The organism is Pseudomonas sp. SJZ103, from assembly GCF_007828335.1.
Taxonomy (GTDB): domain Bacteria; phylum Pseudomonadota; class Gammaproteobacteria; order Pseudomonadales; family Pseudomonadaceae; genus Aquipseudomonas.
In genome coordinates this window covers 38,556-62,073 of record NZ_VIUN01000017.1, presented here as the reverse complement: position 1 = coordinate 62,073, position 23,518 = coordinate 38,556, and the positions used below count along the sequence as shown (strand labels likewise).

Sequence of the window (23,518 nt, the reverse complement as noted above, 5' to 3'; positions counted from 1 at the left end):
GCCTCAGTGGCTCAGGGGGCCGGAACCAACCCCACTTCCGCCTTCAACGCATCGATCAAGATGTTTTCGTAGCTGAAACGCTTGCCCTGCATCGGCTCCCAGCGTTCGACATAAAACAGGCCGTTGTTGTCGACCTTGATTGGCGTCGACACGATCTCCCCGCTGCGCGAGCGATGCAGCACGTTGTTCTGCGACGGCGACGGGCGTTCGATCAGGAACAGGCCGGGCCGGTTCAGTCGTGCCCTGTCCACCGCAACGAACGGGGCGGGGGCGTTGATACCGGCAACACCGGCGTCCAGGATGAAGTCGCTGCGCAAGGCTTTCCTGTACGGACTCATCCCTTCGGCAAACGACTCCCAGGCACCCGGACGAATATTCCGGGCCAGCGCGGGGGCGGTGCCCCGGACATGCAGGCTGACCGCACCTTGCAGTTCCGCCAGGCCTTGCACGCCCAGGTGCGTATTGGTGTGGGTGCTGCCAATGAAGGCAAGCCACTTGTGAGATCCCTGTGCCGCCTGGTCGGCCGTGATTACCTGGTTGGCGAAGTAACTGAACAGCTGGTTGCGCGAGACGTCCGCATCCCCCAGGCCCTTGACGTGATAACTGGCGGTGCAGTCCAGGGCCCGGATGCGCAGGCCCTGTTTGGCCGCCGCCTGGATCACCTCAGTGTAGGTATCGTTACCTTTGTAGCCCGGCATATGGCCGCGATCCAACTGGGTGAGGTAGCGCTTGAGGTTGTCCGGCAGCCGCTGTGTGCGCAGAAAAATATCCAGCTCTTCCTGGTGGATATCGGTCAGCAGGTGCTCCATGTACAGGGTCTTGAATTCCAGGTCCTTGAGTTTTTTCATGTAGTCGCGCAACCAGCGTTTGCTGGACTGCGCGCTGTGTCCTTCACCGATTACCAGCCCCGAGAACTCGCTTTGACGGACGTTCTCCAGCAGCGCCTCCGGGCTTTTCGGTGAGGCGAGGACGGAGGGATCGGGCCTGGCGGGTGGTACGTGGCTGGCCAGGTAGGTATCTGCATCGGTGACCAGACGTGCCCTGGCGTTTTGAAACGCCAGGAAGGCCTCGGTATGGTCAGGGTTCTGTGGGAAGTAGCGAGTGTCCAGCCCGTGCCGGGTATCGGTCTGACGGACGATGCTTTCCCTGAGAGGGCGGGCAATGTCGTATTCGTCGTAATGTGCCACCGCCGCCGTGACTGTGCTGGACGATGCTATCGGCTCGGGCGCTTTGTACGAGGTTCGCAGGGCCAACTGGTAATCGCCCCTGGCCAGCGCGTCACCCGCCAGGGCGCCGGGGGCGTCGACCCACACGCCCACCGGTTGGTCCGCGCCCACATCCACCACGCGCAGCGCAACCGCATCCTGCAGGTCCGCCAGGCCAGGCGTTTTCTCGAAGGTACGCAGGCGGGAGTGATCCACCAGGGCAATCCAACGTTCATCCTGTTCGCTGAGGGCATCGGCCTCAATGACTTTATGGGAGTAGAAGTTCCTGACGCTGTTACCCCGTGGCGTGGTCGGTGGGGTATCGCCCATTTGCAGCACATCGTCCAGCAGGTAGGACGTGGAGGCGTCCAGGGCTTTGACCTTCATGCCCTTTTCCTGGGCTTTGCGCACCAATGCTACGTAGGAGTACTCGGCATCCTCGGCAAAACCGAGGGTTTTATCGACGGCCCTGAGGTGCCGTTCGATATGCTGCCAGGATTTGCCGCTGTTGAGTTTTTCCAGTTTTAGGCGGAATACATCGGTGGGCAGGTACTCGATGTACACATGTTTGAAGCCGCGCTCAATCAAGGCGTCTATCTGGGTGATCAACAGTTGTTTGCTGGCGATGGAGCCCGGTAGTGCGCCAATGACCAGGTTCTTGTTGCCGCTGAAGGCATCGCTGGCAATCAGCTGTGCAAACGATGTGTTGGCCTCCAGGGCCGGGGGCGCGGTACGGGGCGGCAACGGGTCGAGGTGCTTGAAAAAGTCCTCGGCGTCAGTCGCCAAGCGTTTGGCCTGTTGCAGGTAAGCCGTGCGCAGGGATCGCAGGTCGCTGATGCCACTTCCCCGACCGACGTCTGCGGTACCGAACTCCCATTCGGAACGTGACAGGATTTCGGCTCGCACCTGCGGGTTAAGGGCCAACTCCAGCTTGCCGGCGTATTTCCCCGGTACCTCGTAAGGCTTGAGCGGCTCCGGTGTGTCCGGCAATTTTTCATACTTGGGCGCGCCGCCCGTGACCCCGGTGCGGCGCCACACACCTTGTGCATCAGGCGCAGCCACGCGAGTCGTGGAGATCAATTTGCCGGTAGGCGGATCGAGTCGGTACAGCAAATAACGTCCGATCGGGTCGGGGGTGTTCTTCGCCCAAAGCAACTCGCCATCGAACAGCACCGCCTGCATGTCTGCCGGTGCAAGAGCCTGGGCTTGCAGGGGTTGCACCAGCTTCACGGCCTCGCTGGCAGCGGCGGCGCTCTTGGCTGCCTCGCGCGGCGCCGGTCTTGCCAGTTGCCTAAGGGAAACCAATGCCGGGCGCAGATCGGTAAAAGCCGCGCCGGCGCTGTTGAGCACGTAACCGATCAAGTGTTCCACGGCAGCTCCGGTGTCGCCTTGCTCATACGCGTTCAGGGCGAGCATGCCGTCCTTGAACGCCAGCAGCATGCCCAGGCTCAGGCTGACGGTGGGAAACGGCGCGGTAGCAATGGCAGTGACCCATTCCACGCAGGTCCAGAGGATGCCCGTGATCATCTGGGTGCGATTGGCCGTGGTGCCTTCAACGTCATCGATCTTGCGCTGCAGCTTCATGTCGTACAGTGCTCGACGCAGATCCGTCAGCGGTGGTTGTGCACGGATTGTGTCGTAGCGTGCCGGGCTGGTGTCGGTTTTGTTCAGGTCCTCGGGCAGCTGTGCCTTGGCATTTTCGAGAAAGGTACGCACTTTGGCCTGGGAGTGGGCGCCAACCCGCAGGGTGAAATAGCCGACCATGCCGGGCACCTTTTTCAGCAGGTAGTTGAACTGCCTGGCCTCGCGAAAGCTGATGCCGTCCGGGGCATTGGGGGTGTAGAGCAGCGTCGGGAAAGTGGCGTGGCTGAAGAGGAAATTGCCCATCACCCATTCGCCATCGATGAGCAGGCGATGAATGGCGTAGGTGTTGCGTGTGTCGGTGGCGGTGTCACCCATGCTGGCTATGGCGAGCTCCAACCAGGTCCAGTCGACACCAGCGATGTAGCCTTCAAGCCGGCACTCCAGGGCGGCGCTCTGCATCTGGCGCTGGGTGATGCTCAGCGTCGCATTGCGCCGCAGGTCATAGTCCGCGTTGCCAACGTTGAGCAGGCGGCGCCTGACCTCGTTGATGTAACGCTGGCCGACCCAGGTGCCGGTGATCGAGCGGGCGACTTTTTCTGCCGTCAGCGCACTCAGGTCCACCCCTTTGGGGCCTTTGAACCGGGCGGCGCGCGAGAACTTCTCGTCGATAAACCCCACACCGTTGGCGTAGCCGTCGCGGTACAGCTGGGTGTAGGTCATGGGCGCGGGGGTTAATGAGCCGAGCAGCGCCGGTGGTGAGAAGGCCCAGACGGTGTCGGGGTCGACATCGTTCTGAGGGCGTGCCAACAGCAGGTTAAGGCGTTTTTTGGCCTGTTCATGCAGGTAGTCAGCGAAGCTGGGAAACTGCGCGTCAGACAGCGGAAAGTCCTGGTAGGTGAGCAGCGCACCTTCGCTGTCCTCGGCCAGTTTCAACAACTTGCGGCGGGTGTCGGGGTGGGCCGCGCGGTACCAGGTCGGGGTGCTGAACGCGTAGTCGTCGAGGCGGGTCGCCAGCACATGGGCGGACATGGCCTTGAGGCAGTCGGCGTGGCTGCCGACATTGCCAAAGCTGATCGCTGTGTACTCGCGGTCCTGAACCTTGAAGCTCAAGCCGCTCAGGACGCGCTTCATGGCCCTGCGAAAACGCAGGGCGACCCGCTTGATCAGGTAGTCGGTGAGGGTGCCCTGCGGGTTTTTTTCGCCGTTGTCCAGGCTCCAGCCGAGGATGTGATTCTGGCACGCGACCTCACTGTCGAAAGCCTGGAACTGCTGTTCCCGTGGCGCTTCGGGCGTGCACAGCAACAGGCGGATGATCGCGCCGCTGGCGTCGCGTTGGCGCAGTACCCATATGTCCTGCAACTGGGCTTCGTGCAATGACAGGGTGGCGGCGCTCAGGCGAGTGTTGGTGCCCAGGCGTACGTCCTGGACCAACTGAAAGTCCTCTTCACTGAGATGACCCTGGAGCATCGCGGTGTAGGCCAGTGCGTTGATCCGCTGGTCGAGCATTGCTTCGATCGCACGGCTGACCACAGGTTTGGCATGTATCTGTTGCTGCAACTCACCGAACTCGATACGCGGCTGCAAGGTGGTCAGTACCTGCGCCAGCCAGGCGGGAGTCAGGTCCTGGTAGGCCTCGGGCAGCGGTGCCTCCTGGTAGGTCAGCGTGGTTTTGGTCAGGAAGTCCGAACCCGGCGCGTCATCACCGGCGTGCAGCCCGCGCAGGGCCAGCTCAACCAGGTTGCGGTCGTGTTCGTATTCGCCGATGGGGTCCACGTAGCGGCGCGTGTTGATCACCAGGTGTTCCGGCGCCAGGTCGTGGATGTCCAATTCATCGCTGAGGTGTTGCAGCAGTCGATAATGGGCCAGGGCTTCAGGGCTGGTGACCGGGCCGAGCACGTCGAGAAGCTGCTGGCGGGCCTCGTTATAGCTCGCCAGGTGAGCGGCGAGTGCGGCGCGGCGAGCTTCGGTGGCGCTGCGATACCAGTCCGGAGCGCTGTGGCGCAGGTGCCGCTCCAATAGACGTCGGCTGCGCCATTGCAGGCGTGCGCTGAAATCCGGCAACGCCGCTGCTATGGCACGGTCCAGGGCGTCGATCAACTGAGCCGCCGCGTGGGCGGGGTTGTCCACCAGGCTCAAGGCGCGCTCGATGTCCTGGGTGCGCTTGTCGACCAAGGCGTTGTAGGTGTGCTCAAACAGCGGCTTGTCCTGGATGGGCGTCAGTTCCAGCGGCCACATGGCGGCAGGCGTCACAGCGCGATAACGCACGGGCAACAACGCCATGAAGTCGCGTCGCCGCTCGGCATCCTCCATGCCTTGCAGCACGTGCGTATTGAGTTGCGCCAGCGAGCCGAAGGACTCGATCCCGTGTGAGGGCGTGAACAGCATCACTTCACCTACCGTCGGCGCAGCGCTTAGATCAGCGACCACAGGGCTGGAATTTTCGGTCAGGACAAAGGCACCGGCCAGTTCAACCGTCTGCTCCTGATAACGAAAGGTCAGTGCATACAGGCCTGGACGCAACGTAGCGCCCAGCGGTACGCGCTCAAGCATGGCCTGTTGTTGCGGATGCAGCAGGCGGTCCTGGGCACTGACCGCCGTTTCGTTGGCCAGGGCCGTGTAGCCGGCTTCAAAGGTCATGAAGGATTTGCGGGGCTTGCCATCGATTTGCTCGTTGCGATCAAGTGCCAGCAGATACGTATTCAAGGTGGTCTTGAGTGCTTCGACTCGGGCGAGCAAATTGCTCTGGGTGATGTCCTGATAGAGGGCGCGGCTCTTGGCCAGGAACTGCTGGCGGTAACGCGCCAGGATGCCGTTGGCTTTTTCCAGGTAGGCCAGTTCGGTAGACGGTGTGTGTTCGGGCACTAGCGGCTTTTCGATCTGGAGCAGGTGGTGCCCGATCTGATTGAGGTGACCTTTGATACCTTCAAAGGTCTGGGGGGGTGTGCTCACAGGTACGCTCTCCATGCGGGGATAAGAACCTTGAGCATGCGCAGGCGGGCCATCGGCAGAGAGGTAGATAAGTAAGTTTTTTGATTTGTGGGAATGAATCTACCCGACGACAATCTGCATGTTTCCTACAACCCTTTCAGGTTGTCCCTAGGAACCCGCCTCAATAACCTTCGCCGGTCGCTGACAATTCAGTGATCGGGGTTTGAACTCAAGACCCGTTCAGTAACGTTGCACCGGCTTGAGATTCAATAATGGAGTTACCAGACGTCGTCGTTCCTAGACTCAATACGAGTACTGCACTGGGGCAAGCATTGGTTTCGATGTTCAAGTCCATCGAGGTGGAGTTAATGCTTGAGGGCGCCGCGTCAGGCGCGGTCAAGGTCATTGTATTCGGTGGTTGCGCTGTTCATTTATATACGCACCACCGTGTTTCCACTGACGTGGATGCAGAGATTTATTGCGCGAATATTCAGGACAAGCTGCGTCTGCGGACATTGCTGGCCGAGTTTCCAGAGCAGTTTTTCGACCAGCAGTCTGGCCGTGTAATGGAACTGAATTACGATCTTCAGTACAACACGGGTTTTGGCCCGCTTCACGAAGATTACTGGGAACGCAGTCTTCCCCTCGAAGAGTTTCCTGATGAGTCTGCATTGCATCTGCGTATAGCTGCGCCTATCGATATTGCAATTTCCAAACTGGGTAGAGCGACTGATCAGGACATTGGCGATATCATGGCGTTGCTTAGGGCCGGCTTCATTGTGACCACTGAGTTCCGCCGGCTGGCGTTGCAGGCGATTGATATGTATGTTGGTAACAAAGAGCCACCTAGATCCATTCTGACCAATATTTTGCACGATTATCTGGACACTGAAGTTGACGAAGCCTTTTGATGGTCCAGTCCTCTCTTGCGCCTTGGGGACTCTGGTCAAAGAACCTTTGAATCAGGCTGATGACACTGCTCTTGTCAGTGCAGCGAAAGCGGTTTGGTACTCGGAAGCGAACCTTGTGGGCGAGGTGAGAGCTTTTCTGGAGGAACACTCCAGTGAGGTGGAACTTCGTCGCGCAGGCTACTTGCTTGAGCGATTCACGCGTTTTTCGTGTGCGACAGACAGTCGGGTAATGGAGGCGTTGAAGGCGCTTGAGTTGTTTTCTGCTTCCAGGCAAGACGTAAAACCACAAGGTACTGTTGCGCTTCGCCGTCGTCGTGATGAGTTGGCAGTGTCTTGGGGGTTGAGTGAAGGGCTGGGTTTGAAGGCTCAGGCATTGATACCTTTTCAGACCCGCCACTACGAGGCGCAACAACGTGCGGCAGCATCTACCTAAGCGTTGGTCGCGATCAGAGGACCCGGTTCAGGCCGGTTTTTTATTGTCTGCGATATCTTCAGCTCTCGGAGATTTCCCACAATCTGTTCAGGTTGTCCCTCGGAACTCACCTCACTAACCTTCGCCAGTCGCTGCTTATTCAGCGACCGGGACTGCAAGCCCGCCGAAACCTCACCAGTTAGTCACAAGCGCCTTTATAATTGCGGCGCTTTTTCATGGTCGTCATTTATGGCGGCTGTGTGCGGGAGACCTTCGGGTCTACCGAGATTTACTGGTGATTCTCGGTCTTGCAGGCCTGCACACAGCTGCCACCCATCAACTGCAAGTGACGCTGGTAGCTCTTACTTCACACCAGAGGTTTACCATGATCAAAGACAGTCCAAACCCCCCATCCGCCTCTCAACCCACCGACCAACTCTTCACCGTACTGCCCCATCTGAACAGCGAAACCTTGCTTGCCAACGCATCCCAGGATCTGGCATCCGTGCAGGCGCTGGCGGCCCATCTGGCGTTTGACATCGACGGCTCGCAGCGTGATGCGGTGCTGGGCATTCACCGGATGGTGGAGGGGATCCAGTTGATGGTGGATCGAGTACTGGATTTATCCGAGGTGCCTGCGCAGTAGTAATTCGGCACCGATGAGGCCCATTCGCGAGCAAGCCCGCTCCCACATTTGACCGTATTGCCAAGTCGGGCACCGATCAAAATGTGGGAGTGGGCTTGCCCGCGATTGGTCAGTACGGTCACCGCAGCTCTATACCCTGGCGCCTACGTCACGGCCACTGACCAAGCGCTCCAGTGCGTCCCCCAACCCCGACGCCTTGTCACCCATCACCAGGTGCCAGACCCCGCTGTCCAGTTGGCGCACACCCTGGCAACCCAACGCCGTCAGTTGAGCTTCGGACACCACCGAATCATCGCCCAACTCCACCCGCAGCCGGGTCATCGCCACCGCTTCCAGCTGGCGCACATTGCCTCGACCGCCCAGTGCGGCCAGCCATTGTTCGGCCTCCTGCGCATTCACCGCAGCCGACTTATCCACAGGCGCAGCCGTTACGGGGGCAGAGGCTACAAACGATGGCATCGCCAACCGAATTTCATCGGCAATGCTGTCCGCCAGCGGCCCGACCACCACCTGCAAACTCCCCCCATTGCCAGGCCGCACCACGGCCATCGCACCCAGGGCTTTCAATTCGGCATCCACGGCTTTGTTGCGGTCGACCATGTCCAACCGCAGGCGCGTGGTGCAGGCGCCCACACTGAGCAAGTTGGCCGCACCGCCCAAGGCCCGGATGTAAGCCGTGGCGCGCTGGTTATCACTCATCGCTTCGGCCTTCGCCACCTGGATATCCTCACGGCCCGGGGTTTTCAGGTTGAAACGGCGGATGCAGTAACTGAAGACGCTGTAGTAGATCGCGGCATACGCCAGGCCCACCGGGATCACCAGCCAGCCATTGGTGGACTTGCCCCAGCCCAGCACCATGTCGATAAACCCACCGGAGAAGGTAAAGCCCAGGTGGATATTCAACATATTGGTCACCGCCATCGACAGGCCGGTGAGCAGCGCGTGGATCAGGTACAGGAACGGTGCGAGGAACATGAACGCGAATTCAATCGGCTCGGTCACCCCGGTCAGGAACGACGTCAGCGCCATCGACAGGAAGATCCCGCCCATCACCTTGCGCCGCTCCGGCAGGGTGTTGCGGTACATCGCCAGGCACGCGGCGGGCAGGCCGAACAGCATCACCGGGAACATGCCGGTCATGAACTGGCCGCCTTTCGGGTCGCCGGCAAAGTAGCGGGTCAGGTCGCCGGTGACGACGGCGCCGGTGACCGGGTCGGTGAAGGTACCGAACACGAACCACGCCATATTGTTGAGGATATGGTGCAAACCGGTGACGATCAGCAGGCGGTTGAACACGCCAAACACGAACGCGCCGAAGCTGCCACTTTCCATCAGCAACACGCCGAAGCTATTGATGCCGTGCTGGATCGGCGGCCAGATCAGGCCAAAGATCACCCCCAGCGCAACGGCCGAGAACCCGGTGACAATCGGCACAAACCGCCGCCCGCCGAAGAACGCCAGGTATTCCGGCAGCTTGATGTCCTTGAAGCGGTTATACAGCGCACCGGCCATCAGGCCGCTGGCGATACCGGCGAGCATGCCCATGTTGATGCTGCTGTCCATCACCTTGAGGGTGGAGACCATCACCAGGTAACCAATCGCACCGGCCAGCCCGGCCGTACCGTTGTTGTCGCGGGCAAAGCCCACGGCGATGCCGATGGCGAAGATCAGTGCCAGGTTGGCGAAGATGGCCTGGCCGGCATCGTGCATCACCGCGATGTTCAACAGGTCGGTGTCACCCAATCGCAGCAGCAGGCCGGCAATCGGCAAGATGGCGATGGGCAGCATCAGCGCGCGGCCCAGGCGTTGCAGCCCTTCGATAAATAATTGGTGCATGGCGGGTCTCCTTTTTCTTGTTGTTGTCAGCTCAGCGGCCAGTGGTGTTGACAGGCTTGGCGAACTGCCTTGGCGCTGCTCAGGTCAAGCAGGCCCTGGCTGAGTTGCCGGCATTGCGCCGCGTCCAGGTGACGGACGCGGTCCTTGATTTCTGCGATCTGCGGCGGGCTCACCGACAGTTCGCTGACACCCAGGCCGACCAGCACCGGCGTGGCCAGCGGATCGGACGCCAGGGCGCCGCACACGCCGACCCAGCGCCCGTGTTTCGCCGCGCCGGTACAGGTCTGGGCGATCAGCCGCAACAGCGCCGGGTGCAGCGCATCGACACGTGCGGCGAGGCCGGCGTGGTCGCGGTCCATGGCCAGGGTGTACTGGGACAGATCGTTGGTGCCGATGGACAGGAAGTCCGCGTGCTCGGCCAACTGCTCGGCCATCAGCGCCGCGGCGGGCACTTCGATCATCACCCCCAGCTCGGGGCGTTGGGTCAGTTCCAGCTCTGCACACAACTCATCCAGGCGCTGGCGAATCTGCAGCAGTTCGTCGACTTCGCTGACCATCGGCAGCAGGATGCGGCAGCGCGCCAACGGCGAAACTCGCAGCAGCGCGCGCAGTTGCTGGTCGAGCAGTTCCGGACGTACCTGGGCCATGCGGATGCCGCGCAGGCCCAGCACCGGGTTGGCTTCGGCGGGCAGCGGCAGGTAATCGAGCTGCTTGTCGCCACCGACGTCGATGGTGCGGATGATCACGGATTTGTCGCCCATGGCGTCCAGCACGGCTTGATAGGCGTGGCATTGTTCCTGCTCATCCGGCGCGGTGCGGCGGTCGACGAAGAGGAATTCGGTGCGCAGCAGGCCGACGCCATCGGCGCCGTTCTCAAACGCTATGTGCGCCTCGGCACTCGACGCAACATTGGCAGCCACTTCGATGCTCACGCCATCGCGGGTCAGGGCCGGCGATTGGGCCTGGGCCTGTTGTTGCTGGCGGCGCAGTTTTTGTGCGTCACGCATCTGGTGTACTTCGGCATGGCGCGCCTCGCTGGGGGCCAGCTCCAGGCGGCCGTTGACGGCGTCGAGCACCACGCGCTGGCCTTGCGGTACAGCGAGCACTTCAGCACCCAGGGCGACCACGCAAGGCAAGCCCTTGCCCCGGGCCAGGATCGCCACATGGGAGGTGGCGCCGCCTTCGGCCATGCAGATCCCGGCAGTCTGTTGCGCGCTCAGTTGCAGCAAATCCGAAGGGGTCAGTTCATGGGCACTGACAATCGCCCCCGCAGGCAACTCGAAATGCCAGGCTTCGCCCAACAGTGCGCGCAGCACCCGTTGTTGCAGATCGCGCAGGTCGTTGGCGCGTTCGGCGAACAGCGGCTTGCCCAGGGCCAGCAATACCGCGCACTGCGCCTGGATCGCATCGCGCCAGGCGTGGGTGGCGGCGCTGCCGTGTTCGATGGCGTCGGTGGCGGCCTCCAGCAGGGCCGGGTCTTCGAGCAGGGCGAGGTGGGCGGCGAAGATCTCTTCTTCTTCGACGGCCTTGCGTTGGCGAGCCTGGTCCAGGGTGCTGCGGACCTCACCGCGCACCTGCTCCAGGGCCGCGTCCAGGCGTTGCAGTTGTTCGTCGGTGCCGTGATTGCCGGGGTCTGACGGCAACTCGATACCCGCCAGCCGGAACAACGGCCCGCAGACCAGGCCCGGCGCCGCACACACGCCCTGCAACACATCTGCCTCAGTAGTTGCCCGGCGTGGCATGGCGACGACCGGTGCGTGGTGTTCTTGCTTAACCGCGACGGACAAGGCCGCGACCAGCGCCTGCAGCGCGGCCTCGGCGTCCTTACCGCGACAGGTCACGCGCACCTCGTCGCCTTCGCCAATGCCCAGCCCCATCAGGCCGATCAGGCTGTCGCAAGCGGCCGACTTGGCGCCGAAGTGCACCTTTGCCTGGCTGCTGAAACCCTGGGCGGTCTTGCGGATCAGCGCCGCCGGTCGTGCGTGCAGGCCGCCACGGTGAGTCACGCGCACGCTGGCGCTGGCTTCGGCGACGACGTTATCCACAGCCGTTTGCAGCGGCGCGGTTGCGCGTGGCACGACCTGCAACAGCGGTTCGCCCAGCTTGACGGTTTTCGCGGCAAGCGGGCGCAGTTCAAAGTGTTCGCCATTGGTGAGGATGATCAGGCTGATCAGGCTTTTGCACTGGCGGGCGATAAGGTCCAGGTCAAAGCGTACCAGCGCCTGCCCATTGCGGACCCGGGCGCCTTCCTTGACCAGCAGGGCAAACCCTTCGCCATTCAATTCGACCGTGTCGATGCCGATGTGCAGCAACACTTCGGCGCCATTGTCGGAACGAATCGTCAAGGCGTGGCCGGTGCGGGCGACATGGATGATTACGCCATCACACGGCGCATGCAGGCAATCGTTGAGCGGGTCGATAGCGATGCCGTCGCCCATGGCGCCGCTGGCGAACACGTCATCAGGCACGGTGCCCAGGGCCAGTAACGGCCCGCTTAGGGGCGCGTTGAGGGTTAATTCATTATTGTTGTTGGACATGGGCACGGTACTCATCAGGAAAGCGCGACTCAGTGAGTGCGGGTAACTTTGCTCAGGTGGCGCGGCTGGTCCGGGTCCATGCCCCGAGCGACCGCCAGGCCGGCCGCCATGACGTAGAAACTCTGGATCGCCAGGATCGGATCCAGGCTCGGGTGTTCGGCGCGGCTCAGGGTCAAGTCGCGTTCGGCGATATCGTCCGGCGCGGCGAGCAGCACGCGGGCGCCGCGCTGGCGCATATCGGCGGCCAGGCTCAACAAGCCGGCTTGCTCGGCACCCCGTGGTGCGAAGACCAGCAGCGGGTAGTCCGCGCCGATCAAGGCCATCGGCCCGTGGCGCACCTCGGCGCTGCTGAAGGCTTCGGCCTGGATCGCCGAGGTTTCCTTGAGCTTGAGCGCCGCTTCCTGGGCGATGGCAAAACCGGCGCCACGGCCGATCACCATCAGTTGCTGGCAGCCACGCAGCGCCTCGATGGCGTGCGTCCAGTCCTGCCCGGCGGCCTCACGCAGGCCAGCGGGCAGGGCATGGCAGGCTTGCAGCAAGTCGGGCTCCTGGTTCCAGTGGCCGATCAGCAGCGCGCTGGCGCTGAGGGTGGCGATAAAGCTCTTGGTCGCGGCGACGCTGAGTTCCGGCCCGGCGCACAGGGGCACATGGAATTCACAGGCGGCTTCCAGCGGTGAGTCTTCGACGTTGACCAGCGAGATGCTCAAGGCGCCACGCTTGCGCAGCAGGCGCAGGCTGTTGACCAGGTCCGGGCTTTGCCCCGACTGGGAGAAACCGAACGCTACCTGGCCGCTGACTTTCATTGGTGCTTGCAACAAGGTCACCACCGACATCGGTAACGACGCCACCGGGATGCCGACATGCTGCATGGCCAGGTAGGCGAAGTAGCTGGCGGCGTGGTCCGAGCTGCCCCGCGCAATGGTCATCGCCACTTGTGGCGGCTGGCGGCGCAGGCGGCCGGCGACTTCTTCCAGCAACGGTTCCAGGCGTTGCAGTTGCGCCGCGACGGCGTCACAGGAGGCCAAGGCCTCTTCAAGCATCTTTGAAGACAATGGTTTCTCCTTCGACCATGACGTCGGTGAGGTGCAGGGAGCGGTCCAGGCGCACGCAGTCGGCGAAGCTGCCGGGTTGCAGGCGACCGCGTTGTTCCAGGCCCAGGTAGTCCGCCGGAAATTGCGACAGGCGTTGTGAGGCTTCGCTGATGGGCAGGCCGATTTTCACCAGGTTGCGCAGCGCCTGATCCATGGTCAGGGTGCTGCCGGCCAGGGTGCCGTCGGCCAGGCGCACGCCGCCCAGGCATTTGGTCACGGTGTGGCTGCCCAGCTTGTACTCGCCGTCGGGCATGCCGGCGGCGGCGGTGGAGTCGGTGACGCAGTACAGGCACGGGATCGCGCGCAGGGCCACGCGCATGGCGCCGGGGTGCACGTGGAGCAAATCCGGGATCAACTCGGCGTACTGGGCGTGGGCCAGCGCGGCGCCGACGATGCCGGGTTCGCGGTGATGCAGCGGGCTCATGGCGTTGTACAAATGGGTAAAGCTGGTGGCGCCGGCGGCGAGGGCGGCGACGCCTTCTTCATAGCTGCCCAGGGTGTGGCCGATCTGCATACGCACGCCGCGCTCGCTGAGGGCGCGGATCAGGGCGTCGTGGCCGGCGATTTCCGGGGCGATGGTGATCACCCGGATCGGCGCCAGGCGCAGGTAGGCTTCGACTTCGGCCATCAATGCGGTATGAGCGAAGTTGGGTTGCGCGCCGAGTTTTCCCGGATTGATGTAGGGGCCTTCCAGGTGCACGCCGAGTACCCGGGCGCTGCCTGCAGGACGCTGTTCGCAGAAGCGGCCGAGTTGGCCCAGCACGCTGGAGATTTCCTCCACCGGGGCAGTCATGGTGGTGGCCAGCAGCGACGTGGTGCCGAAGCGCACGTGGGTGCGGGTGATGGTCTCGAAGGCGTCGGCGCCTTCCATGATGTCTTTACCGCCGCCACCGTGGACGTGCAGGTCGATAAAACCCGGCAGCAGGTACGGCAAGTCGTTTTCAGCCGGATCGCAAGGCTCGCCTTCAATGGCGATGACCTTGCCGTGCTGGTGCACCAGGCGGCCGCGCATCCAGCCGTGGGGCGTGAGGATATTGTCTTCGGACATGGGCAGTTCTCTAAGGCCGCAACTCGGCGGCAAAGTCATAACGGCGAAGCTCTGCGACAAAGTCGTAGTAGTCGTTGCGGCAGTAGGTGTCGGTGATTTCTATCGGTGTGTTGTCGGCGGTGTAGCCGACCCGGGTCATCAGCAGCATGGCGGTGCCGGGGGCGATGCCCACCAGCTTGGCGAATTCATCCGAGGCGTTGATCGCCTGGATGTGTTGCAGGGCGCGAACGATGGGTTTGCCGATGCCTTCCAGGTATTCGTACAGCGAATTGCCGATGGCTTGCGGCTGCGGCAGTACCGAGGCGGGCATGGCGGTCATCTCGATCGCCATCACGGTGTCATCGGCCTTACGCAGGCGTTTGAGGCGCGCGACCTTGTCGTTCGGCGACAGGCACAGTCGGATCAGTTCTTCATGGGTCGGCGGGGTGATGTCACGTTCCAGCCATTGGGAACTGGGCACAAAGCCCTTGAGGCGCAACATCTCGCTGAACCCCGACAGGCGCGACAGTGGTTGCTCCAGGCGTGGCGTGATAAAGGTGCCGGAGCCCTGGCTGCGGCGGATCAGGCCTTGGGCAAACAACACTTCCAACGCTTTACGGGCGGTGACCCGCGAAATGCTTAGCTGCTCGCTGAGGGCACGTTCCGAGGGCAGGGCCTGTTCGGATTTCCACTGGCCGGCATGGATCGCCGCTTCCAGGTTGCGGGCCAATTGCAGGTACAGCGGTGTGGATTGCTTGTCGTCGGGACGCAGCGTCAGGATGGGGTTCATCTATGGGGTTTCCGATGCGGTTATTGGAGTGTTGTCGCCCGGTATTGGCCGGAAGCTAATACCACTTAAATACCATGTCAATGCTTCCAAAACGGTGCATGTAGCGGTTTAAGGGCACCTTAACGGTGCCTGGTATCAAGTGGTATTAGAGAGGTCTTTATAGCGCGCAGAGGTGCGCAGCCCGCGCAGTGAATTGGTATTCACTGGCAGGGGCTGCCGAGGGCAGGAATCTTTTTTGATTTATTTTACGAGCGGTCCAACGTCAGGGCCGAATCTCGATCAGCGTGCCGTCCTTGACCAGGTTCCAGACTTCGCGCATGTCGACGTTGCGCATGCCGATGCAGCCGTCCGTCCAGTCCAGGGTGTGAAACCACTGCTCCGGGTACTCTTCGGTGTCGGGCGTGCCGTGGATCATGATCATGCTGCCGGGCTTCACCCCTTCGCGTCGGGCGCGGGCGGCATCGCTGATATTGGGGTAGGAGATGTGCATGGACAGATAGTAGCGGTCGCTGGTCTTGCGCCAGTCGATCCAGTACAGGCCTTCCGGTGTGCGGCGGTCACCTTCGATCAGCTTGTGGCCCTTGGGGTTTTTGCCCAGGGAAATACGGTAGGTCTTGAAGGGCTTGCCGTCGTTGATCAACTGCAATTGGTGGGCGGACTTGAGCACCAGGACTTTTTCGACCGTCTTGCCACCCAGGGTTTCCACGGTAGAGGCTGACGACAGCGTGGCGAACGACAGGCAGATCAGAGCAAGCAACCAACGCATTAAAACGGTATCCCTGTGGCGACGAGCGGCCGAATGGTTATTGGGCGGGCTTGGAAAGAGGTGGCACGGCTTCGCTGCGCACCGGGAACGACTGCTGGCGGCGGTCGGCGAAAAAGTATTCTAGGGTACGCCCGACCGTGCGGAAAGCCAGCTCGGACCAAGGGATGTCAGCCTCGTCGAACAGCTGCACTTCGAGGCTTTCGGGGCCTGCGGCGAAGTCCAGGTCGACCAGTTCGGCACGGTAGAAAATATGCACCTGGCTGATGTGCGGCACATCAATCAGGGTATAGATGCTCAGGTTGCGTACGTGGGCGCAGGCTTCTTCCAGGGTCTCGCGCATGGCGGCCTGTTCCACGGTCTCGCCGTTTTCCATAAAACCTGCGGGCAGGGTCCAGTAACCCAGGCGCGGCTCGATGGCGCGGCGGCACAGCAGCACCTTATCGCCCCACACCGGCACGGTACCGGCGACGATATTGGGGTTTTGATAGTGAATGGTCGAGCAGTGATCACACACAAAACGCAGACGGGCGTCGCCGTCGGGAATGCGTTGGGTAACCGGTTTACCGCACTGGCTGCAGAAATTCATGCTGGGGTTCCTGGAAAGTGCGTCTATCTTGGCTTGGCCGGCAGGGCCCTGCAAGTTGTCGTTTAGCGACATGCCCCAGGTTTTGGGGTTGGGCACCCGGCGGCTTTGGTGCATGATGCAAGGTAGCCAACAGACCGAGATGACTCATGCTGGACGAGCTACTTCGCCGGGTAAGCAACCACACCCCCCACACGCTGGAAACCGACGGGCGTTTCCCCGAGGCCGCGGTACTGGTGCCGATTACCCGCAGTGACGAACCCGAGCTGATCCTGACCCTGCGCGCCAGCGGCCTGTCGACCCATGGTGGCGAAGTGGCCTTTCCCGGCGGGCGCCGCGACCCCGAAGACCCGGACCTGATCTTCACCGCCCTGCGTGAAGCTGAAGAAGAAATCGGCCTGCCCCCCGGCCTGGTGGAAGTCATCGGCCCGCTCAGCCCGCTGATCTCCCTGCACGGCATCCGGGTCACGCCCTATGTGGGGGTGATCCCCGATTACGTCGAATACCTGGCCAACGATGCCGAGATTGCCGCCGTCTTCAGCGTGCCCTTGGATTTTTTCCGACAGGACCCGCGCGAACATACCCACCGAATCGATTACCAGGGCCGCAGTTGGTACGTGCCCAGTTATCGCTTCGGCGAATACAAGATCTGGGGCCTGACGGCAATCATGATCGTCGAGTTGATCAACCTCCTTTATGACGACGCCAAGATCAGCCTGCACCAGCCGCCCAAGAGCTTCATCAATACCTAAGCCGTCGTTTGAACGGCCAGCCGTGAGGGAACACCATGAAATACCGCCTGGGCGATGCCCGCGTCGAGACCCATCCACACAGCTGGGTGGCGCCGAATGCCACGCTGGTGGGCAAGGTCAAGCTGGAGGAGGGCGCCAACGTCTGGTTCAACGCGGTGCTGCGCGGCGACAACGAACTGATCCTGATCGGCAAGAACAGCAACGTGCAGGACGGCAGCGTGATGCATACCGACATGGGCTACCCGCTGACCCTGGGCACCGGCGTGACCATCGGCCATAACGCTATGCTGCACGGCTGCACGGTCGACGATTACAGCCTGATCGGTATCAACGCGGTGATCCTCAACGGCGCCAAGATCGGCAGGCACTGCATTATCGGCGCCAATTCGTTGATCGGCGAAGGCAAGGAAATCCCTGACGGTTCCCTGGTGATGGGCTCGCCAGGAAAAGTGGTACGTGAATTGACTGACGCGCAAAAACGCATGCTCGAAGCCAGCGCCGCACACTATGTGCATAACGCCCAGCGGTATGCGCGTGACCTGGTCGAGCAGGAAGAATGAGTGCAGTTGAACGCCCTGTCGCCTCGCCGTGCGTGAGCATTTGCGCGCTGGATGACGACGATATTTGCACCGGCTGCCAGCGCACCGTGGATGAAATCACGCGCTGGAGCCGCATGGACAACGCCGAACGCCGGGTGGTGCTGGGCTTGTGTCATGAGCGGGCGGTGGCGGGAGGGTTGGTGTTTATGGCTTCTGGTAAATCCGGCGCCTGATAGATCGCCATCGGGAGCAAGCCCCCTCCCACATTTTGACCTCATTCTTACAGTTTAAACGCGGTTAAGTGTGGGAGGGGGCTTGCCCCCGATGAGGCCCGCCAAGACGACATATTTCCAAATGTGAAGTACCCTGTGCCCCTTGTTCACAGGTCCCTCGCCCCATGCTCTTCCTGATCGCCTACATCAGCAGCGTCGTGCTGATCAACTTCGCCTTCTCCACCGCCCCGCACCTGGACGTCATCTGGTCGGCCTGGGGTGGCCTGGTGTTTATCCTGCGTGACATGGTGCAAACCCGCTTCGGCCACGGTGCGATCATCGCCATGCTGGCGGCGCTGGCGTTGTCGTATATCACCTCCGACCCGTCCATTGCCCTGGCCAGCGCCACGGCATTCGCGGTATCGGAATGCATCGACTGGCTGGTGTTCAGCATCACCAAGCGCCCGCTCCACGACCGCCTGTGGATAAGTTCGGCACTGAGCATTCCTCTCGACACCTTTATCTTTTTCGGCCTGATCGGCGCACTCACTCCTGCCGTGGTGGGCACGGCCCTGGCGTCGAAGTTCGCCGGGGTCACGGTGGTGTGGCTGATCATGGCCTGGCGTATCCGCAAGCGGGCCGTCGCCAACTGAGGCCAATTTTTACAGTTCATGTAAAATGCCGGCCTTTCTCCCCATGATCCGCTCCCCTGAGGACCTGAGATGACCCGAATCGGAACTCCATTGTCGCCAACCGCGACCCGCGTTTTGCTGTGTGGCTGCGGTGAGCTGGGCAAGGAAGTGGTGATCGAACTGCAACGCCTGGGCGTTGAAGTGATTGCCGTGGATCGCTATGCCAATGCACCGGCCATGCAGGTTGCCCATCGCAGCCATGTGATCAATATGCTCGACGGCGCCGCCCTGCGTGCGGTGATCGAAGCGGAAAAGCCGCATTTCATCGTGCCGGAAATCGAAGCCATCGCCACCGCGACCCTGGTGGAGCTGGAGGCCGAAGGCTTCACCGTGATCCCGACCGCCCGCGCCGCGTCGCTGACCATGAACCGCGAAGGTATCCGTCGCCTGGCCGCCGAAGAGCTGGACCTGCCGACCTCGCCGTACCACTTCGCCGACACCTTCGAGGACTACAGCAAGGCTGTCCAGGACCTGGGCTTCCCTTGCGTGGTCAAGCCGGTGATGAGTTCGTCGGGCAAGGGCCAGAGCCTGCTGCGCAGCGCCGACGATGTGCAGAAAGCCTGGGACTACGCCCAGGAAGGCGGGCGTGCCGGTAAAGGCCGGGTGATCATCGAAGGCTTTATCGATTTCGACTATGAAATCACCCTGCTGACCGTGCGTCACATCGGCGGCACCACCTTCTGCGCGCCGGTGGGTCATCGTCAGGAGAAGGGCGACTATCAGGAATCCTGGCAGCCGCAAGCCATGAGCCCGATTGCCCTGGCCGAGTCCGAGCGTGTGGCCAAGGCAGTGACCGAGGCGTTGGGCGGTCGTGGCCTGTTTGGCGTGGAGCTGTTCATCAAAGGCGATCAGGTGTGGTTCAGCGAAGTGTCGCCGCGCCCCCATGACACCGGCCTGGTGACCCTGATTTCCCAGGACCTGTCGCAGTTTGCCCTGCATGCGCGCGCCATCCTGGGCCTGCCAATCCCGTTGATCCGTCAGTTCGGGCCTTCGGCTTCGGCGGTGATTCTGGTGGAAGGGCAGTCGACCCAGACCGCATTCGCCAACCTCGGCGCCGCCTTGAGCGAGCCGGACACGGCGTTGCGTCTGTTTGGTAAGCCAGAAGTGAATGGCCAGCGCCGCATGGGCGTGGCGTTGGCGCGGGATGAGTCGATTGAAGCGGCTCGAGCCAAGGCGACCCGTGCTTCCCAAGCGGTTGTTGTAGAGCTCTAAAAGCATCGGGGACAAGCCCCCTCCCACACTGACCGCGTTTAATCTGTAGGAATGCGGTCAAAATGTGAGAGGGGCTTGCCCCCAATAGCTGTTTATCAGGCAACCCTGTTCAAATCGTTATCCCGCGTCTCTTTCAGGCACAGCACCGCAATCAAGCTGAGCAACGCTGCCGCCGACACATACCCGCCGACATAACTCAGCCCACCCATCGCCACCAGCTTGGTCGCGAAGAACGGTGCGGCCGAAGCGCCGACAATCCCACCCAAGTTATACGCCGCCGAAGCCCCGGTATAACGCACGCGAGTCGGGAACAATTCCGGCAACAGCGCACCCATCGGCGCGAAGGTCACGCCCATCAGGAACAGCTCCAGGGCCAAAAACAGTGCTACGGCCCAGGTCGAACCGTGGGTCAGCAGTGGCTCCATGGTGAAGCCCGACAGAATCGCCAGGACCGCGCCGACGATCAGCACCGGCTTGCGCCCATAGCGATCACTGGCCAGCGCCGCCAGCGGTGTGGCCAGACCCATGAACAGCACTGCAAAGCACAGCAACCCAAGGAACGTCTCGCGGCTGTAGCCCAGCGTCGAAACGCCGTAGCTCAGGGAAAAGGCCGTGGTGATGTAGAACAGCGCATAGCACACCACCATCGACGCGGCGCCCAGCAGGACCGGCAGCCAATGCTGGCTGAACAGCTCCACCAGCGGCACTTTCACCGGGGCTTCCTTCGCCACGGCATTGGCGAACACCGGGGTTTCATGCAGCTTCAGGCGCGCATACAGGCCGACCATCACCAAGGCTGCGCTGAGGATGAACGGGATACGCCAGCCCCAACTGCGGAACTGCTCGTCATTCAGGCTCATCGCCAGGATCAGGAACAAACCGTTGGCTGCCAGGAACCCGATCGAGGGGCCCAGTTGCGGGAACATGCCGAACCAGGCGCGCTTGCCTTTCGGCGCGTTCTCGGTGGCCAGCAGTGCCGCGCCACCCCACTCGCCGCCAAGGCCCAGGCCCTGGCCGAAACGCAGCACGCACAACAGGATCGGCGCCCAGGCACCAATGCTGTCATAGCCGGGCAGCAAGCCGATCAGCGTGGTGCACACGCCCATCAGCAGCAGCGAGGCCACCAGGGTCGACTTGCGGCCGATGCGATCGCCAAAGTGGCCGAACAGCGCTGAGCCCAGTGGGCGGGCGATAAAGGCGATGCCGAAGGTCAGGAACGACGCCAGCATCTGCGCGGTACCGGAGGTCTGCGGAAAGAACACCGGCCCGATCACCAGCGCGGCAGCCGTGGCGTAGATATAGAAGTCGTAGAACTCGATGGCGGTGCCGACGATGCTCGCGGTGGCGACACGTGCGGTCGAGTTGGTCGGGGCGGCGGTCGCGGCCTCGTTATAGGTGGTGCTCATGGAGGTATCCCTGACGGTCGTTGCGCGTTTGGACGCGGATTATTATTGGGTCGAACACCCTTGGATCAGGGTAGTGCTCGGGGCGGCTCGGGATGGGAGCGGACACCGGTCGGACATGGTAAAGCGGTGCCTGGACGCGCTGAGTGCGGGTAGCACGCGGTCGGGCGGGGGCTTGGGTAAGCCGCAGGGATTATAGGAAGGGGTTTGGAATTACAACAAGTGACTGGAGCGCCGCAAATCAAAATGTGGGAGGAGGCTTGCCCCCTCCTACACTGGATTGTGGTTTATCAGGAAGTTATGAGGCTACTGGCACGTGGCTGGTATGCCAGATCAGCACCTTGCTGACGCGGTTGTCCTCGGTCTCAAGGATTTCCAGGCGGTAGCGGCCGATCTTCAGGCACACCGCACAATCCGGAATGGTCTCCAGTGCTTCGGTTACCAGGCCGTTGAGGGTCTTGGGGCCGTCGCTGGGCAGGTGCCAGCCCAGGCTCTTGTTCAATTCGCGGATCGAAGCGGCGCCGTCGATGATATAGCGGCCATCCGGCTGCGCTTCGATATGCGGGTTGTCCGCACTTTGCTCGTTTTCGAATTCGCCGACGATTTCTTCGAGAATATCTTCCAGGGTGACGATACCCAGTACTTCGCCGTATTCATCCACCACCATGCCCAGGCGTCGCTGCTGTTTGTGGAAGTTCAGCAGTTGCAGTTGCAGGGGCGTGCTTTCGGGGACGAAGTAGGGTTCGTAGGAAGCGTCCAGCAGGGCTTCCTTGGTCAGGCTGGCGTCCGGCAGCAGGTGCTGGATCAGCCGGGTGTTCAGTACGGCTTCAACCTGGTTGATGTCACTGTGGAACACCGGCAGGCGAGTGCGCGAGGAGGTGCGCAATTGCTCGATGATTTCTTCGATCGAGTCATCCAGGTTGATACCGTCCACTTCACTGCGGGGCACCAGGATGTCATTGACGGTGATGTTGTCCAGGGCGTGGATACCCGGCATGCCAGGGGTGCGGCCGTCGTCGGCCTCGGGCTGCGGTTCATCGTCGTGGCCGGGCTGTGGCTCATCGCTGTTTTTCACCACGCCGGGCTTTCGGGCAAACGGGCGCAGCAGCAACAGGCTGATGCCATTGAGCAGCCAGGCGGCGGGATAGAGGATTTTCAATGGCACGCCCAGCAACGTGTTGCCGAAGCCCAGCACCGCTTGTGGATGACGGGTTGCCAGGGCGCGTGGCAGGTAGTCGGCCAGGATCAGCAGAACGGCGCAGGAGATCAGCCAGCCGAGCCACGGGCCGCTCTGTGCCCAGGCATAAATCGCCAGCAGGGTGCAGAGGATTACCACGGCCGCACGGCACAGGCTGTTGCAGAGGATCAGGCTGTGGCGCGGGAAACTCAGGCGGGCGGCAGCCTTGTCGCCCTGGCGTGTACCGGGGCGCAGGGCCAGCAGGTGTTGTTGTGCGGCTTCGATGGCGGTAAACAGCGCCGCCCATAACACCAGCAAGGCGATTACCGCGAGCATCGGCCCCAGGGGCAAGTTGTCCATTTTTGCTGCCCGTCAGATATGCAGGATGTATTCGCGAACCAGCTTGCTGCCGAAATAGGCCAACATCAGCAGGCAGAAACCGGCCAGGGTCCAGCGAATCGCTTTGTGTCCGCGCCAGCCAAGGCGGTTGCGGCCCCACAGCAATACGCTGAACACCACCCAGGCCAGGCACGCCAGCAGGGTCTTGTGCACCAGGTGCTGGGCAAACAGGTTTTCGACGAACAGCCAACCGGAAATCAGCGACAGCGACAGCAGCGTCCAGCCGGCCCACAGGAAACCGAACAACAGGCTTTCCATGGTTTGCAGGGGCGGGAAGTTCTTGATCAGCCCGGAAGGGTGCTTGTGCTTGAGCTGGTGGTCCTGCAGCAGCAGGAGCAAGGCCTGGAACACCGCGATGGTGAACATGCCGTAGGCCAGGATCGACAGCAGGATATGGGCGAGGATGCCTGGCTCCTCATCGATCACCTGCACCGTGCCGGTGGGGGCGAACTGCGCGAGCAGCACCGTCAGCACGCCCAATGGGAAGAGCAGGACCAGCAGGTTCTCGACAGGAATCCGATAACAGGCCATCAGCGTCAGCGCAATGACCGCCGCCGCGATCAGGCTGGCGGCGCTGAAGAAGTCCAGGCCAAGGCCAACCGGCGTCATCAGGTGGGTGAACAGGCTCGCAGCATGGGCCAGCAGGGCGAGGACGCCCAGGCCGACCAGCAGGCGTTTGTCCGCCTTGGCGCCTTTGGCCAGACGAGTGCCCTGATAAAGGGTCGCAGCGGCATACACGATGGCGGCGGCGAGGCTGGGTAGCAAACTGGGTGACAAGGGGAGCATAAATCCTGAGAGGCAAGCCCGAAAGGCGCT

At 62.0% G+C, this 23,518-nt stretch carries 19 protein-coding genes; 8 read left to right on the top strand and 11 right to left on the bottom strand.

Going from position 1 to position 23,518, the window contains the following annotated elements:
* Window positions 1-11: 11 nt before the first annotated feature.
* Window positions 12-5,738 carry a membrane-targeted effector domain-containing toxin gene (locus FBY10_RS27215; RefSeq protein ID WP_256663595.1) on the bottom strand — a complete coding sequence of 1,909 codons (5,727 nt, stop codon included), beginning with the start codon at window positions 5,736-5,738 and terminating at the stop codon, window positions 12-14.
* Between the two features lie 251 nt (window positions 5,739-5,989).
* On the opposite strand from FBY10_RS27215, the gene FBY10_RS27210 reads away from it, so the two are divergent.
* The 3 genes from FBY10_RS27210 (at window position 5,990) to FBY10_RS27200 (ending at window position 7,686) form a co-directional block, all read left to right on the top strand.
* Window positions 5,990-6,628 carry a DUF6036 family nucleotidyltransferase gene (locus FBY10_RS27210; protein ID WP_131697962.1) on the top strand — a complete coding sequence of 213 codons (639 nt, stop codon included), beginning with the start codon at window positions 5,990-5,992 and terminating at the stop codon, window positions 6,626-6,628.
* Complete coding sequence (locus tag FBY10_RS27205) at window positions 6,612-7,061, top strand: hypothetical protein (protein WP_131697961.1); 450 nt, start codon at window positions 6,612-6,614, stop codon at window positions 7,059-7,061. The genes FBY10_RS27210 and FBY10_RS27205 overlap by 17 nt, the downstream gene beginning before the upstream one ends.
* 364 nt (window positions 7,062-7,425) lie before the next feature.
* The gene (locus FBY10_RS27200; protein ID WP_131697960.1) at window positions 7,426-7,686 is read left to right on the top strand and encodes a DUF6124 family protein; all 261 of its coding nucleotides are present in this window, start codon (window positions 7,426-7,428) and stop codon (window positions 7,684-7,686) included.
* Window positions 7,687-7,815: 129 nt separating this feature from the next.
* Here FBY10_RS27200 and nagE read toward each other — a convergent pair whose 3' ends face one another.
* The 7 genes from nagE to FBY10_RS27165 all read right to left on the bottom strand — a co-directional run bounded on the left by nagE (window position 7,816) and on the right by FBY10_RS27165 (window position 16,319).
* A complete protein-coding gene (nagE, locus tag FBY10_RS27195) occupies window positions 7,816-9,522 on the bottom strand; it encodes an N-acetylglucosamine-specific PTS transporter subunit IIBC (RefSeq protein ID WP_145338402.1) in 1,707 nt (568 codons plus the stop codon).
* 26 nt (window positions 9,523-9,548) lie between these two features.
* On the bottom strand, window positions 9,549-12,059 hold the full coding sequence (gene ptsP / locus FBY10_RS27190) for a phosphoenolpyruvate--protein phosphotransferase (RefSeq protein ID WP_145338403.1): 2,511 nt from the start codon (window positions 12,057-12,059) through the stop codon (window positions 9,549-9,551).
* 29 nt (window positions 12,060-12,088) lie between these two features.
* Window positions 12,089-13,099 carry an SIS domain-containing protein gene (locus FBY10_RS27185; RefSeq protein WP_131698011.1) on the bottom strand — a complete coding sequence of 337 codons (1,011 nt, stop codon included), beginning with the start codon at window positions 13,097-13,099 and terminating at the stop codon, window positions 12,089-12,091.
* Complete coding sequence (gene nagA, locus FBY10_RS27180) at window positions 13,092-14,198, bottom strand: N-acetylglucosamine-6-phosphate deacetylase (RefSeq protein ID WP_131697957.1); 1,107 nt, start codon at window positions 14,196-14,198, stop codon at window positions 13,092-13,094. Before nagA ends, FBY10_RS27185 begins: the two co-directional genes overlap by 8 nt.
* A gap of 10 nt (window positions 14,199-14,208) precedes the next feature.
* Complete coding sequence (locus FBY10_RS27175) at window positions 14,209-14,967, bottom strand: GntR family transcriptional regulator (protein ID WP_131697956.1); 759 nt, start codon at window positions 14,965-14,967, stop codon at window positions 14,209-14,211.
* Window positions 14,968-15,229: 262 nt separating this feature from the next.
* Complete coding sequence (locus FBY10_RS27170) at window positions 15,230-15,733, bottom strand: murein L,D-transpeptidase family protein (protein ID WP_131697955.1); 504 nt, start codon at window positions 15,731-15,733, stop codon at window positions 15,230-15,232.
* 37 nt (window positions 15,734-15,770) lie between these two features.
* Window positions 15,771-16,319 (bottom strand): NUDIX hydrolase, encoded by a 549-nt coding sequence (locus FBY10_RS27165; protein WP_131697954.1) that lies wholly within the window; start codon window positions 16,317-16,319, stop codon window positions 15,771-15,773.
* 146 nt (window positions 16,320-16,465) lie between these two features.
* On the opposite strand from FBY10_RS27165, the gene FBY10_RS27160 reads away from it, so the two are divergent.
* From FBY10_RS27160 to purT, 5 genes are all read left to right on the top strand, one after another.
* Window positions 16,466-17,068: a CoA pyrophosphatase gene (locus tag FBY10_RS27160; protein ID WP_071489281.1), complete on the top strand. Its 603-nt coding sequence runs from the start codon at window positions 16,466-16,468 to the stop codon at window positions 17,066-17,068.
* A 35-nt stretch (window positions 17,069-17,103) separates the two neighbouring features.
* A complete protein-coding gene (locus FBY10_RS27155; RefSeq protein ID WP_145338404.1) occupies window positions 17,104-17,628 on the top strand; it encodes a gamma carbonic anhydrase family protein in 525 nt (174 codons plus the stop codon).
* A complete protein-coding gene (locus FBY10_RS27150) occupies window positions 17,625-17,840 on the top strand; it encodes a DUF1289 domain-containing protein (protein ID WP_027605451.1) in 216 nt (71 codons plus the stop codon). Before FBY10_RS27155 ends, FBY10_RS27150 begins: the two co-directional genes overlap by 4 nt.
* Window positions 17,841-18,004: 164 nt before the next feature.
* Window positions 18,005-18,472: a VUT family protein gene (locus FBY10_RS27145; protein ID WP_027605452.1), complete on the top strand. Its 468-nt coding sequence runs from the start codon at window positions 18,005-18,007 to the stop codon at window positions 18,470-18,472.
* 69 nt (window positions 18,473-18,541) lie between these two features.
* Window positions 18,542-19,723, top strand: a complete 1,182-nt coding sequence (gene purT, locus FBY10_RS27140; protein WP_145338405.1) for a formate-dependent phosphoribosylglycinamide formyltransferase — start codon at window positions 18,542-18,544, stop codon at window positions 19,721-19,723.
* Between the two features lie 95 nt (window positions 19,724-19,818).
* Here the strand turns inward: purT and FBY10_RS27135 are convergent, their stop codons facing one another.
* From FBY10_RS27135 to FBY10_RS27125, 3 genes are all read right to left on the bottom strand, one after another.
* Entirely contained in the window at window positions 19,819-21,129 is a 1,311-nt protein-coding gene (locus FBY10_RS27135; RefSeq protein WP_053135602.1) for an MFS transporter, read from the bottom strand.
* 295 nt (window positions 21,130-21,424) lie between these two features.
* Window positions 21,425-22,663: a transporter associated domain-containing protein gene (locus FBY10_RS27130; protein WP_145338406.1), complete on the bottom strand. Its 1,239-nt coding sequence runs from the start codon at window positions 22,661-22,663 to the stop codon at window positions 21,425-21,427.
* A 12-nt stretch (window positions 22,664-22,675) separates the two neighbouring features.
* Complete coding sequence (locus FBY10_RS27125; RefSeq protein WP_122720320.1) at window positions 22,676-23,488, bottom strand: inner membrane protein YpjD; 813 nt, start codon at window positions 23,486-23,488, stop codon at window positions 22,676-22,678.
* Window positions 23,489-23,518 lie beyond the last annotated feature (30 nt).

Excerpts from the sequence above, each read along its gene's own strand:
- FBY10_RS27210 (WP_131697962.1), top strand. The coding sequence starts at position 5,990 with ATGGAGTTACCAGACGTCGTCGTTCCTAGACTCAATACGAGTACTGCA.
- FBY10_RS27200 (WP_131697960.1), top strand. The coding sequence starts at position 7,426 with ATGATCAAAGACAGTCCAAACCCCCCATCCGCCTCTCAACCCACCGAC.
- nagE (WP_145338402.1), bottom strand. The coding sequence starts at position 9,522 with ATGCACCAATTATTTATCGAAGGGCTGCAACGCCTGGGCCGCGCGCTG.
- ptsP (WP_145338403.1), bottom strand. The coding sequence starts at position 12,059 with ATGTCCAACAACAATAATGAATTAACCCTCAACGCGCCCCTAAGCGGG.
- FBY10_RS27185 (WP_131698011.1), bottom strand. The coding sequence starts at position 13,099 with ATGCTTGAAGAGGCCTTGGCCTCCTGTGACGCCGTCGCGGCGCAACTG.
- nagA (WP_131697957.1), bottom strand. The coding sequence starts at position 14,198 with ATGTCCGAAGACAATATCCTCACGCCCCACGGCTGGATGCGCGGCCGC.
- FBY10_RS27175 (WP_131697956.1), bottom strand. The coding sequence starts at position 14,967 with ATGAACCCCATCCTGACGCTGCGTCCCGACGACAAGCAATCCACACCG.
- FBY10_RS27170 (WP_131697955.1), bottom strand. The coding sequence starts at position 15,733 with ATGCGTTGGTTGCTTGCTCTGATCTGCCTGTCGTTCGCCACGCTGTCG.
- FBY10_RS27165 (WP_131697954.1), bottom strand. The coding sequence starts at position 16,319 with ATGAATTTCTGCAGCCAGTGCGGTAAACCGGTTACCCAACGCATTCCC.
- FBY10_RS27160 (WP_071489281.1), top strand. The coding sequence starts at position 16,466 with ATGCTGGACGAGCTACTTCGCCGGGTAAGCAACCACACCCCCCACACG.
- FBY10_RS27155 (WP_145338404.1), top strand. The coding sequence starts at position 17,104 with ATGAAATACCGCCTGGGCGATGCCCGCGTCGAGACCCATCCACACAGC.
- FBY10_RS27150 (WP_027605451.1), top strand. The coding sequence starts at position 17,625 with ATGAGTGCAGTTGAACGCCCTGTCGCCTCGCCGTGCGTGAGCATTTGC.
- FBY10_RS27145 (WP_027605452.1), top strand. The coding sequence starts at position 18,005 with ATGCTCTTCCTGATCGCCTACATCAGCAGCGTCGTGCTGATCAACTTC.
- purT (WP_145338405.1), top strand. The coding sequence starts at position 18,542 with ATGACCCGAATCGGAACTCCATTGTCGCCAACCGCGACCCGCGTTTTG.
- FBY10_RS27135 (WP_053135602.1), bottom strand. The coding sequence starts at position 21,129 with ATGAGCACCACCTATAACGAGGCCGCGACCGCCGCCCCGACCAACTCG.
- FBY10_RS27130 (WP_145338406.1), bottom strand. The coding sequence starts at position 22,663 with ATGGACAACTTGCCCCTGGGGCCGATGCTCGCGGTAATCGCCTTGCTG.
- FBY10_RS27125 (WP_122720320.1), bottom strand. The coding sequence starts at position 23,488 with ATGCTCCCCTTGTCACCCAGTTTGCTACCCAGCCTCGCCGCCGCCATC.